This is a genomic window from Litoribrevibacter euphylliae, from assembly GCF_042646085.1.
GTDB classification, from domain to species: Bacteria; Pseudomonadota; Gammaproteobacteria; order Pseudomonadales; family Litoribrevibacteraceae; genus Litoribrevibacter; species Litoribrevibacter euphylliae.
The window spans coordinates 1-12,418 of record NZ_JBHRSZ010000006.1; the positions used below are offsets into that span (position 1 = coordinate 1).

10 protein-coding genes are annotated in these 12,418 nt (G+C 44.9%); 2 read left to right on the forward strand and 8 right to left on the reverse strand.

Going from position 1 to position 12,418, the window contains the following annotated elements:
- Nucleotides 1–313 precede the first annotated feature (313 nt).
- Nucleotides 314–1,993: a DUF342 domain-containing protein gene (locus ACFOEK_RS13935; protein WP_386721972.1), complete on the forward strand. Its 1,680-nt coding sequence runs from the start codon at nt 314–316 to the stop codon at nt 1,991–1,993.
- Nucleotides 1,994–2,020: 27 nt separating this feature from the next.
- Here ACFOEK_RS13935 and holA read toward each other — a convergent pair whose 3' ends face one another.
- The 8 genes from holA to miaB all read right to left on the reverse strand — a co-directional run bounded on the left by holA (nt 2,021) and on the right by miaB (nt 11,787).
- Nucleotides 2,021–3,046, reverse strand: coding sequence for a DNA polymerase III subunit delta (gene holA, locus ACFOEK_RS13940; RefSeq protein ID WP_386721974.1), 1,026 nt, complete (start codon nt 3,044–3,046; stop codon nt 2,021–2,023).
- 3 nt (nt 3,047–3,049) lie between these two features.
- Nucleotides 3,050–3,565 (reverse strand): LPS-assembly lipoprotein LptE, encoded by a 516-nt coding sequence (locus ACFOEK_RS13945; RefSeq protein ID WP_386721976.1) that lies wholly within the window; start codon nt 3,563–3,565, stop codon nt 3,050–3,052.
- A 64-nt stretch (nt 3,566–3,629) separates the two neighbouring features.
- Complete coding sequence (gene leuS / locus ACFOEK_RS13950; protein ID WP_386722352.1) at nt 3,630–6,077, reverse strand: leucine--tRNA ligase; 2,448 nt, start codon at nt 6,075–6,077, stop codon at nt 3,630–3,632.
- Between the two features lie 85 nt (nt 6,078–6,162).
- Nucleotides 6,163–7,755 carry an apolipoprotein N-acyltransferase gene (gene lnt / locus ACFOEK_RS13955; protein WP_386721978.1) on the reverse strand — a complete coding sequence of 531 codons (1,593 nt, stop codon included), beginning with the start codon at nt 7,753–7,755 and terminating at the stop codon, nt 6,163–6,165.
- Between the two features lie 38 nt (nt 7,756–7,793).
- Nucleotides 7,794–8,669 carry an HlyC/CorC family transporter gene (locus tag ACFOEK_RS13960; protein ID WP_386721979.1) on the reverse strand — a complete coding sequence of 292 codons (876 nt, stop codon included), beginning with the start codon at nt 8,667–8,669 and terminating at the stop codon, nt 7,794–7,796.
- 72 nt (nt 8,670–8,741) lie between these two features.
- A complete protein-coding gene (ybeY, locus tag ACFOEK_RS13965) occupies nt 8,742–9,197 on the reverse strand; it encodes an rRNA maturation RNase YbeY (RefSeq protein ID WP_386721981.1) in 456 nt (151 codons plus the stop codon).
- A gap of 2 nt (nt 9,198–9,199) precedes the next feature.
- Nucleotides 9,200–10,273: a PhoH family protein gene (locus tag ACFOEK_RS13970; RefSeq protein ID WP_386721983.1), complete on the reverse strand. Its 1,074-nt coding sequence runs from the start codon at nt 10,271–10,273 to the stop codon at nt 9,200–9,202.
- A gap of 167 nt (nt 10,274–10,440) precedes the next feature.
- On the reverse strand, nt 10,441–11,787 hold the full coding sequence (miaB, locus tag ACFOEK_RS13975) for a tRNA (N6-isopentenyl adenosine(37)-C2)-methylthiotransferase MiaB (RefSeq protein WP_386721985.1): 1,347 nt from the start codon (nt 11,785–11,787) through the stop codon (nt 10,441–10,443).
- Between the two features lie 248 nt (nt 11,788–12,035).
- Here miaB and ACFOEK_RS13980 point away from each other — a divergent pair, with 248 nt between their 5' ends.
- A complete protein-coding gene (locus ACFOEK_RS13980; RefSeq protein WP_386721987.1) occupies nt 12,036–12,368 on the forward strand; it encodes a DUF1820 family protein in 333 nt (110 codons plus the stop codon).
- Nucleotides 12,369–12,418: the final 50 nt, after the last annotated feature.

Consider the following 12,418-nt stretch of genomic DNA (forward strand, 5'->3'; position numbering starts at 1 on the left):
TTTTTATGTCTGGAAAATATCCAACACCAAGACTTCGAGCGGAACAATACGGCTGAGGCTTGAAAATTCCCTGCACTAACGTCCTGTTAATTTAACTCTCTCATTTTTTCTTATGCTATCGGTTTTTTACGACGTACTTTTCTATTAGTAATGGAATAAAACCTGATAGGATTAAGATAGTTGGATTTTTGCCGTTAAGTTATAAATGGAGCCTTTTATCCGGTGAATTCTAGGAATAACTTGATGATTTAAGCTAAAGTACTTTCTTAGGTTGCGTTACTAATCGATGGATAGATATAGATTGGAGAGTCTAGTGGAAGATGATGTCAGTTCTGAGCAACTATCGTTTGAGTTAGCGGAAGATCAAAAGTCGGTTGAGCTCGTGTTATCTCTATCAGATAGCTGTCCTTCACAAACTTCTATTCAAACAGAGTTCCAGTCTTGTAAATTCAAAGATTGCTTATATCGTGAAGACTTGATTGCTCAAGTTTTAGCTGACTTCAAACAAAAACAGGATGCAACTCCTAACTCTGCTGAGGTTATGCGCTATAAGATCGCTGACCGGAAAAGTGCAACACTACACCTTGAAGTTTCAGGTGATCGTCTTACTGCTTCTTTAGTTATCACTGCTGCGTTTGGTGGTAATAATCCAAATGAAAAGTTGATTCTTGCTTATCTCAGAAAACAAGGGATTAAGGAAGGAATTCAGCTTCCGGCTATCAGAGAGTATTGTTCTCAAGCAAATTCGTTAACCCCAGGAGCACAAACTACTGTTGTTGTTGCTAAGGGGCAGGCGGCTAAAAAAGGTATTGCCTGTGAGTTTAAATGGGCGGTAACTCCGTTTCAGGATCGGGAACTTAAGCCGGTTCAGAGAGAGGATGGTACCATTGACATGTACGATATGGGGGATATCGAAACAGTTTCTCCCGGTGATGTGGTAATGGAGCGGATACCTGCGCGTAAAAGTGATGATGGCATTAATGTTTATGGCGAACCTATTTTTTCAATTGCACCTCCTAATCTTCCATTTTCTGTTGCCGAAGGCGTTGAGGTTTCCGAAGACAATCCAAATCAGCTTTTAGCGACGCGTTCTGGTGTCCCAATGAGATCCCGTGATGTTATTCGTGTGGATGACATTCTAGTGTTGGAAACGGTCGATCTTACCACTGGTCATATTAAGTTTGATGGTACTGTCATGATTAAGGGCCCCGTTCGTGATGGTTTGAAGGTTGAGGTAACAGGTGATATTCATGTGCGAGATCTGGTTGAATCAGCCACTTTGATTGCAGGCGGTAATATCCTTGTTAAACAGGGTATTTTAGGTCGCAAAGTAGAGTCTGAGGATGGATATGGCCAAGAGTCCTCTTACAATGCCATTGTAGATGCTAAAGGAGATATTGAAGCCAGTTACCTACAATTTGTTTCGATCAAGACGGGTGGGAAAATCACAGTTAAAGACCAAATGCTTAGCTGTCTGGTTAAGGAGTGCGAAGAGCTTGTCGTTGGTGGACCAACTAAGAGAAAAGCTAAATTGGTGGGTGGTCAATATAAAGTTCGTAGATCTGTTAGTGTAGGTATCTTAGGTTCGGATTCATATGTGCCGGCAGATATTGAGTTAGGAACCGATGTGGCTCGTTTAAAAGAAGAGTTGGAAGAAATTAAAAATACGTTGCTTGAGAAACAAGACAGTTTGGCGCGTTGTACTGTGCAGCTCGAAAAAAATGAGCAGAAGGGCGACCAGAAAAAGATAGATCATTTCACGCAGGTGATTGCCAGAATTCGTAATGAGGCTCAAGAACTCAAGGAGCAGTATGAAACGTTAAGCCAGCAGTATAAAGAGTTAGTAATGCAGGTCTCCGTCTCTGTATACGGTGAATGTTTTCCTGGAATACAATTTAAGTTTGGGAAGTTTAATACGACGCTGCAAGACTATTCAAAAGCTTGTCGCTTCAAGTTCACTAAGATGGGGCTGAAGAAATCACCTCTAAAGTGAAATTAGTCCGAACGTTTGAATAGGCTGTTAAGCCGTTTTACGCATTCTGAATTGTTGATTGCCTGCGAGCGCTAAACATATTTCATAGAAAAGTTGCCAGGGTACTTCATCAGACATTCCTTTTACTGACATATCCAAACTGTGCGCTGCTTTCAGGAGATTTTCGAGCTTAGTTTTATCGAGTCGTTGTAATGCTGTCCGATATAAGCCTTGTTTATTTTTCCACACCTTAGCTTTTTGAAAAGCGAGCTCAATAGAGCTGGATTGGCTGTAATTGATCAGAGTATTGAGCGTTCGGATTTCTTTAGTGATCATGCCGCTTAAAGATAACAGTTCAGCGCCTTCTGCTTTTAAGTGATTAAAGATAGAAGAGACTGCGGGTAAGTCTCCTTTTAAACAGTTGTCACTGAGATCAAAGATGGTATAACGAGCGCTATCGGCAATAGAGTTTACAAGGGCCTCGAGAGTAATTTGAGACTCGTCAATCGCTAGGCTTAATTTATCGAGTTCCTGTTTTGTAGCGAGTAAATTGCCTTCGGTTTTTTCCAGCAACAGCTGAAGGGCATTGTACTCAATAGACTTACCTTGTTTTCTCGCATAGCTAGCAGACCACTCTTCGACTTCTCGTGTTTTAAGAGGCCATATGGTGGTGGTAATGCCACTCTTCTCAACGGCTTTATACCAAGCTTGCTTCTGTGTGTTTTTATCCAGTTTAGGTGCTCGAATAATAACAACAGTGTCGCCGTCGGCTGAGTCACAAAACTCAACGATGGCTTTACCTTTATCTGTAATGCGTGCGTTAGGTAGACGTAGTTCAATAACTTTCTTATCTGAGAACAGCGATAATGCTTGAGCTTCTGCTGAGAAGTCACTCCAGCTGAAACCCGTTTCAACATCAAACACAATACGTTCAGAGTGGCCTGCTTTCTTGGCAGCAGCACGTATGTTGTCCAAAGCCTCCTCAACTATTAGGGTTTCATCCCCATGAATAAGATAAATGGGATGTAAGCCTTTAGATAACTGTTTTGGTAGTTGAGGCGCTTTAACTTCCATGGGTTATTTGCTGGCCTGAGTATCGAGGAGTTGTCTCGACAAATAGCTGGCGTATTGACGAGTTAATTCTTGGTAAGCCGCCATTTTTGTAGCTCGCTCTTGCATATCCGAGGACAATAAGTTGTCTTCATCATAGCTTTGACGGCCAATTGAAATAAAGTTCTGGCTTAAAGGCTCAGCCTTTTCTTCCAATTCCGTTGTTACTGATAAAGTAATTGTGTGTTCGAATTCAGAGGTATCACCATCTCGGTCTTTAGAAGAGACGCGTCTTCTTTCTGATACTCGGGTGATTTTTGCTTTCACTGCTGATTCAGAATTGATACTGATTTTATATTCACTGGCAAGGGTATCTTTAAATACTTTGATAAACATAGGGTTGTTTATTTGTTCTGTATCCAAAGCGATGCTTGTGATGTTCAGCGTGGCGTTGTGATAGCCTCGTAGTTGCCAGCCACAGCTTGAAATAAGCAATGTGCAGGCAAGGACGAAAAGAACTTTGAAATGATTAGATAGAGTCATAGCGTTGTTGTGGCCTTGAAGGAAAGCATCCGGAACGCAGAGAGTGCGTTCCGGATGATAAGCTTTAGTTGGCAACGATGTTAACGAGTTTACCTGGAACAACAATTACCTTGCGAATGGTTTTTCCGTCGGTAAACTTCAGGACATGTTCATCAGCTAATGCAAGCGCTTCTACATCCTCTTTCGTTGCATCCGGTGCGACTTCAATCTTAGCGCGAACTTTTCCGTTTACTTGGACGACCACTTCAATCACAGATTTTACCAGCGCTGATTCATCAAATTCAGGCCAGGCTTCTTCCATTACTGATGATTCATGACCAAGTGCTTGCCACATTTCATGGGTAACATGAGGGATAATTGGGGAAAGTAATAGGATGGAAGCTTCTAGCGCTTCCTGAACGCAGGCTTTATCTTGATCATTAATGACATCGAAACGGCCAATAGCATTCGCCAGTTCCATGACGGCAGCGATTGCAGTATTGAAGGTCTGACGGCGCCCCATGTCATCCGTTACCTTTTGGATGGTTTCATGAGTTTTACGACGTAGATCCTGCTGTTCTTTAGTTAGTGATGAGGTATCCAGCTTAGCTGCTTCACCTGCTTGCACATGACCCTGTACTGCTTTCCAGAGACGTTTAATAAATCTATGTGCGCCTTCAACGCCAGCGTCATTCCACTCCAACGTTTGCTCAGGTGGTGCAGTAAACATCATGAACAGACGAACGGTATCTGCACCGTACTGTTCAATCATCTCCTGTGGATCGACGGTGTTGCCCTTTGATTTGGACATTTTTGAACCATCTTTATTCACCATACCTTGGCAAAGTAGACGCTTAAATGGCTCATCTGAATCCACCATACCTGAATCGCGAAGCAGCTTATGGAAGAAACGAGCATACAATAGGTGAAGAATGGCGTGTTCGATCCCTCCAATGTACTGATCTACTGGTAACCAATAGTTGGCTTCTTCGTCCAGCATCTGCTCATTATTCGTAGCAGAGCAGTAGCGGGCGTAATACCAAGACGATTCCATAAAGGTATCGAAGGTATCAGTTTCACGGAATGCCGGAGCACCGTTGTATTCTGTTTTTGCCCACTCAGGATCAGCTTTAATTGGAGACTGAACGCCATCCATTTCAACATCTTCCGGCAGTTTAACCGGCAGTTGATCCAACGGTACCGGGATTTCGTTGCCTTGCTCGTCATACATCATTGGGATTGGAGATCCCCAGTAACGTTGACGGCTTACACCCCAGTCGCGAAGACGATAGTTAACGGTTTTGTTGCCTTTGCCTTGAGACTCAAGAAATGCAGCAATTTGATCGAAGGCGTTTTGGAAATCCAAACCATCGAATTGGCCAGAATTAATTAAGGTGCCTTTTTCGGTATAGGCTTCTTCGTCCAGGCTTACGTTTGAGCCGTCGGTTGCGGTGATCACTTGTTTGATCTCTAAACCATAGGCTTTGGCAAACTCGTAATCGCGCTGATCGTGACCAGGTACCGACATCACGGCACCAGAACCATAATCCATCAACACAAAGTTTGCAGCCCATACAGGTACTTCTTCACCTGTGATCGGGTGGATTGCGGTAATGCCCGTTGCAACGCCTTTTTTCTCCATCGTTGCCATGTCGGCTTCGGCGGTGGTTTGAGCTTTACATTCTTCGATGAATGCAGCCAAGGTCTGATTGTCTTTTGCTGCTTCTAGAGCAAGCGGATGTTGTGCTGCCACGGCAACGTAAGTCACACCCATGACCGTGTCAGGACGTGTGGTGTAAATGTCGATGGTTTGATCACTGTCTTTTACGCCGAAGGTCATTTCGACACCTTCAGAGCGACCAATCCAGTTGCGTTGCATCGCCTTAACCTGATCCGGCCAGCCGTCTAATTGATCAAGGTCGTTTAATAATTCTTCAGCATAATCGGTAATTTTTACGAACCATTGTGGAATTTCTTTTTTCTCCACAACGGTATCACAACGCCAGCAACAGCCTTCGATCACCTGTTCGTTTGCGAGTACCGTTTGGTCGTTCGGGCACCAGTTCACGGCAGATGTCTTTTTATAAACTAAGCCCTTTTTATATAACTCAGTGAAGAACCATTGTTCCCACTTGTAGTATTCCGGTCGGCAGGTAGCGACTTCACGATCCCAGTCATAACCAAAACCAAGGCGCTTAAGTTGGCCTTTCATGTAGTCGACGTTTTCGTAAGTCCATTTAGCTGGCGCAACGCCGTGTTTGATGGCAGCGTTTTCAGCAGGTAAACCAAATGCATCCCAACCCATAGGTTGCAGCACGTTCTTACCAAGCATTCTCTGATAGCGGGAGACTACATCTCCGATGGTGTAGTTACGCACGTGGCCCATGTGGAGTCGACCGCTTGGATAAGGGAACATTGACAGGCAGTAAAATTTTTCTTTACTGGCGTCATGAACCGCTTTGAAACATTCGTTTTTTTCCCAGAATGATTGTGCTTCCGACTCGATTTTATGAGGGTTGTATTGCTCTTCCATCGTGTTCCCGATCAGTAAGGTTGGTGACATAGAAAAAAGAGTCTAAGTCTAACTCATCTGGGGGTTTGAAGACTATAGGTGATGCTCAGTTCGTAGGCTTAGAAGCTGAGAAAATAATAGGAAACAGATTAATTCCTACCAAGATAAGTACGATAAGCACTAATAAGGGATAGTTAAGCCATTGGCTGTAAGGTGTTAGTCCTTGATGAGTTGTGGCTGTAGCGTTTAGTCCGCCAGATACAAAATCAGGCATCGAGTAGGTAATTATGCCCTTTTCATCAATCACTGCAGTCAAGCCTGTATTGGTCGCTCGCAATACGTATCGGCTGTTTTCCAAAGCTCGCATCTGTGCAATTTGGAGGTGTTGCTTTGGCCCAATCGAGTCACCAAACCAGGCATCGTTGCTGATGGTAATGATGAGATCTTGCTGTTGATCTTCAAATTGCATGTTACTGGCGATGAATTCAGGGTAGGCAATTTCATAACAGATGGCTGGTAGTAAATTCATACCTTGGAGCTTCAACGGGGGCTGCTCTGATGGTCCAGGGCGGAAGTTGGACATAGGAAGATTAAAGAATTGAATCAAGCCTCTGAGAATATCTTGTAGTGGCACATACTCGCCAAAGGGTACTAACTTTTGTTTATGGTATTGGCCGGAGGCTGAACCAAGACCAATGATGCTGTTATGTAACACCGGCGTTTCGGCGGGTGAGTTAGGGTCGTAATAAGGAAGCCCGGTTATTAACCCCTGATGTGGTTTTAGCTGTCGTTCAGTTTCCGCTAACCAGTCACTGACTTGGTGTTTGAAGTAGGGGATGGCGGTTTCAGGCCAGATGATTAAATCGCTGTCGACATTACGGTTGAGCTGACGGTAGGTGCTAAGGCTGACAGGGCGATATTCTTTTTGCCATTTCTTCTCCTGCGGAATATTCCCTTGCATTAGAGTAACGGACACTTCTCGTTGCGCTTCTGTCCAGTTGATCTGAGCGAATAAGAATCCAAGGGGCCAAAGCAATAAGGTGGCTGCAATAAAATAGGCGTACTTGCCACAACTTTGTTGGCTGATTACAAACTTTAAAGCGCTGGCGGTTAAGGCCGCGACTAAGCTAACACCAAACACCCCGAAGACAGGCGCCCAACCAGATAGCCAAGAGTTTATGTGTCCGTAGCCGAGGTACAACCATGGAAAGCCTGTTAGCATCCAGCTTCGGATCCATTCAAATAGGACCCAGGTCGCTGCAAATACCAACGCATTTAGCAAAGGAGAAGAAACCGCCAGCCGTTTATAACAATAGCCTTGAAGAGCAAAGAATAGTCCCAGTAAAAAAGTAAACAGGCCTGTCATAATCAGAGCTAACGGAATGGGTGCGTATCCGTACTCGTGGATGGAAACGTATACCCAAGAGGCTCCAGCTAAGAACACGCCAAAACCATAACTCCAGCCCAGCTTGAAGGCGGATTTAGCTGAGTTAACCTGATCAAGTTGCCATTGGAATAGTGCTACAGAAAGAATGGCCAGTGGCCAATAATCAAAGGGCGCAAAAGAGAAGGGAATGAGTATGCCCAGAAGGAAGGTGACCAGTAGTTTAACGAAATTCATTCCCGAATCAGTCAATTGGTTGGTAAAAGTTGTACTGACTCGGGAAGAGGTTAGTTTTTTAACGGCTTTACTGATCACCTGGCGTCCTGCTGTGGATAGACCTTGAATTGTAAGGATTATTCTTCTTGGTCTAATTCATCTGCGATCATGACTTCGAGTAGGCGAATCTGACGATTGTCCGCATTCAACACCTTAAAGGTCATGCCGTTGATGATGATGGACTCGTCGCGCTCAGGTAAGTGACCAAAACCGTTGGTGACAATGCCGCCGATGGTGTCAAACTCGTCATCACTGAAGTCGGTGTTGAAGTACTCATTGAAATCAACGATTTCCGTTAGCGCATTGACCATGAAGCTTTCAGAGTTTTCGATCGGGCGAATATTGCTTTCGTCGTCTTCAATGTCGGTTTCGTCTTCAATGTCACCAACGATCTGTTCTAACACGTCCTCAATAGTTACTAAGCCTGCAAGGCCGCCGTATTCGTCAACCACAATGGCCATGTGATAACGATCAGTACGGAATTCACGCAGTAGAGTATTGAGGCGCTTGCTTTCCGGAACAAAGTTAACCGGACGCAAGATGTCCTTAATATTAAAGCGATCGAGATTGTCATTGGCCAAGTAAGGTAAGAAATCTTTCGCCAGTAAGATCCCAAGCACTTCGTCATTGCCTTCTCCTAGTACAGGAAAGCGGGAGTGCTGAGATTCAATAATCACAGGCAAAATATCAGAAGGTGGCAATGCTGCTTTAATACAGATCATCTGGGAGCGAGGAACCATGATCTCTCGAACATGCATGTCCCCTACTTGAAGAGCGCCTTCCATGATGGAGAGCGCTTCAGCATCACAGAGACCTCGATCATGAGCCCCCCGAAGCAGTTCCTTGAGGTCTCGACTCGACTCCGGCTCGGAGGATTGAGTAAAGGATTTAGTAATCTTTTCAAGCCACGAGGGCTTGCTACTGTGACTGTCGTTTTGTTGGTCTTCGTTCATTATTTTTTAGTGACGAATTAAGGTAATTTGAATCCTAGCCTGATCGGGAATCCCTTGGCAAGACTAGATTAATTATATTTCTTGATAAGGATCTGGAATTTCCAGTTGAGAAAGAATATCGGTTTCCAGAGATTCCATTTCTTCCGCTTCCTCATCATCAATATGGTCGTAGCCCAGAAGATGCAAAATGCCATGAATGACCATGTGTGCCCAATGGTTTTTTAACGGCTTTCCTTGCTCTTGTGCTTCTTGTTCAACGACAGAGGCGCAGATGACTAGATCTCCGATTAATGGGAAATCGGGTAAGTTTTCTGGTGCTTCAAACGGAAAAGAAAGAACGTTGGTCGGTTTATCCTTGTCCCGATATTGATGATTCAAGGTTTGGCTTTCTTCCTCGTCGACAATACGAATGGTGAGTTCGGCGTCTTCTTTGCGCCCAGTAAGGGCTTTATCGGCCCATAACTGGAAGTCGTCAGCATCGGGAAGGTTGGCTTGTTCGGTAGCAATTTGAATGTCTAGCTCAGCCATGATTAGTCGGTACTCTCATTTGCTCTTAATGCCGCTTCTCGTTCTGCTCTGCGCTGTTCCTTTTCGGCCTTTTCTTTGGCCTCTTGAGCTACCTCAAATTTCTCGTAGGCTTCCACCACACGTTGAACTAATGGGTGACGCACGACGTCTTTGGAAAGGAACTGAGTGAAGCTAATGCCTTTAACGTCCTGAAGTACGTTCATGACGTGAATCAGGCCGGAGCTTGAGCCTTTTGGTAAGTCGATCTGGGTAACGTCACCGGTGATCACTGCCGTTGAACCAAAGCCAATTCGCGTCAGGAACATCTTCATCTGTTCGCGCGTGGTGTTTTGACTTTCATCCAGAATGATGTAGGAGTTGTTCAGCGTCCGGCCACGCATATACGCCAAAGGTGCTACTTCAATGACGTTTTTCTCAATCAGTTTTTCAACGTTTTCGAAGCCCAGCATTTCATAAAGAGCATCGTATAAAGGGCGAAGATATGGATCGATCTTTTGAGATAAATCACCCGGTAAGAAACCTAACTTTTCACCGGCTTCAACGGCAGGTCGAACCAAAAGAATTCGGCGGACATCGTCATTCATCAAGGCTTCTACGGCACAAGCAACGGCAAGATAGGTTTTACCGGTTCCTGCTGGGCCAATACCGAAGTTGATGTCGTGTTTACGTACCGCATCCACATAGCGCTTTTGGTTCTTACCTCTCGGCTTAATGTGAGCCTTGGGTGTTTTAATGACGTCTGAAGCAGGGACAGGTTTGTCGTTTTCAATCATGTCCATACCGCTTTCCTGAATGAACAGATGAATCAGGTCAGGGGTAATGTCCGTACCACTTTGGGCTTCTCGATATAAATGGTTGAGAATTTCACATACCGCATGAACCGGTTTCTCCGGGCCTGCAACCTGAAACTGATTGCCTCGGTTTCGAATGGAAACGCTCATGCGTTTTTCGATTTGCTTAATGTGGCGATCAAACTCACCGCAGAGGTTGGCTAGATGATGGGCATTATCGGGTTCAAGAGAAAGATTGCGTGTTTGCGTGCTCAAAGTGGCTCCTCTAGGAGTATTTCGAATCAATATTAATAAGATGCGTTATAGATAATTATAGAAGCTATCTATTTTGGATGACTAGGAGAATTTGATTCAATTTGTGTCTTGGGCGTGTGCTGCTTGGGTAAAGAGGAGTCTTTACCCAAGTTCAGTGAGGGTGTAACCGATATTGACGTCGTTAACCAGAGACCGGGCTAGCGAGGATTGCACGGTTGAATCAGCTCACCGCGTAGTGAGTTTGGCAGCGCTTCATAGATGTTCACATCCACAAATTTCCCAATTAGGCTGTGGTCGTCGGAACGGAAGTTCACAACGCGGTTGTTCTCGGTGCGCCCTTGAAGTTGACCAGGGTCTTTCTTGGAAAGATCCGTTACCAAGATGGTTTGAGTGGTGCCAACCATACGACGGCTGATCTGATGCGCGTTTTGAAGAATACGATCCTGAAGAATCTTCAGACGCTTTTTCTTTTCTTCTTCAGATGTTTCATCCGGTAAGTCTGAAGCCGGCGTACCTGGACGGGCACTATAGATGAAGCTGAAAGAGTGGTCGAAGCCCACTTCTTCAATCAGTTTCATGGTTTGTTCGAAGTCGAACTGAGATTCACCCGGGAAGCCAATAATGAAGTCGGACGACAAGCTGATGTCCGGACGAATCTTTCGCAGCTTACGAATCTTGGACTTATATTCCAGAGCGGTGTGGCCACGCTTCATTTGCATCAAAATGTGGTCGGAACCACTTTGGACTGGCAAGTGTAAATGACTCACTAATTCAGGTACTTCCGCGTACACGTTAATCAGGCTTTCGCTGAACTCAACCGGATGTGACGTGGTGTAACGAATGCGATCAATGCCTTCAATAGCCGCAACGAAAGTAATCAGTTCCGCCAAATCCGCAATACGGCCGTCGTGCATTTCACCTTGGTAGGCATTTACATTCTGACCTAGCAGGTTAACTTCACGCACACCTTGATCTGCAAGGCTGGCAATTTCAGCAATGACGTCATCGAACGGGCGGCTTACTTCTTCACCACGAGTGTAAGGCACCACGCAGAAAGTACAGTACTTTGAACAGCCTTCCATAATGGAAACAAACGCCGTGCAACCTTCTACTTTCGGTTCAGGTAGGTGATCAAATTTTTCAATTTCAGGGAAGCTGATGTCTACAATACCCACATCACCGTCTTTGGTGGATTCGATCATTTCCGGCAAGCGATGCAGTGTCTGTGGACCGAAGATCATATCAACAAACGGCGCACGTTCTTGAATGGCGTGACCTTCTTGGCTGGCAACACAGCCGCCGACACCGATGATCAAATCTGGATTGTCTGACTTGTATTTCTTCCAGCGACCCAACTGATGGAAGACTTTTTCTTGAGCTTTTTCACGAATCGAGCAGGTGTTTAGCAGTAGCACATCCGCTTCGTTTTCATTGTCGGTCAGTTCCATTTCGTGGCTCTCGCCCAGGAGATCCGCCATCCGTGACGAGTCGTACTCGTTCATTTGGCATCCGTGGGTCTTAATAAACAGCTTTTTAGTGGCCATGAAATTTACCTATTGCTAAGAAATTCAGTCAGAAACGTAAAGTAGTGGTGAGCGCCTTTCTGTGATTAAAAAACGCACAGCAAATTCAGGCGCGACATTGTACTTGAGGATACTGATAAATCCTAGTGATTCAGTCAGTATCCTGTCTGAAAATATGCTACACTCGCCGCCCTTTGATATCGGTGAGGTTTTGCGTCATTGATAGTTCTTTGTTTTGGTAATCATTAGAAGTGAATAGCGGCTCAAGCATGCAAAATAACCCAGTCTACAAAGTTATCTTCGTCAATCAGGATCAAGTATTTGAAATCTATGCGCGAAAGCTGTTTCAAAGTGACCTTTGGGGGTTTCTTGAAGTTGAAGAGCTGTTGTTTGGTGAACGCTCTCAGCTGTTGGTCGATCCGAGCGAAGAAAAATTGAAAGGCGAGTTTGCCGGGGTTAAGCGCAGTTACATTCCGATGCAGTCGATTATTCGAATCGATGAAGTGGAGAAAGAAGGCAAGGGGAAGGTATCGGAAGCCAAAGGCGGCAGCGTTGCAAGTTTCCCGATTCCCGGTGCGCCAAGTAGTCCTTCAAATCCGTAAGACTGAATTCTCAGCCTTCTGTATATACTTCTCGGCGCTTGCCGTTTATT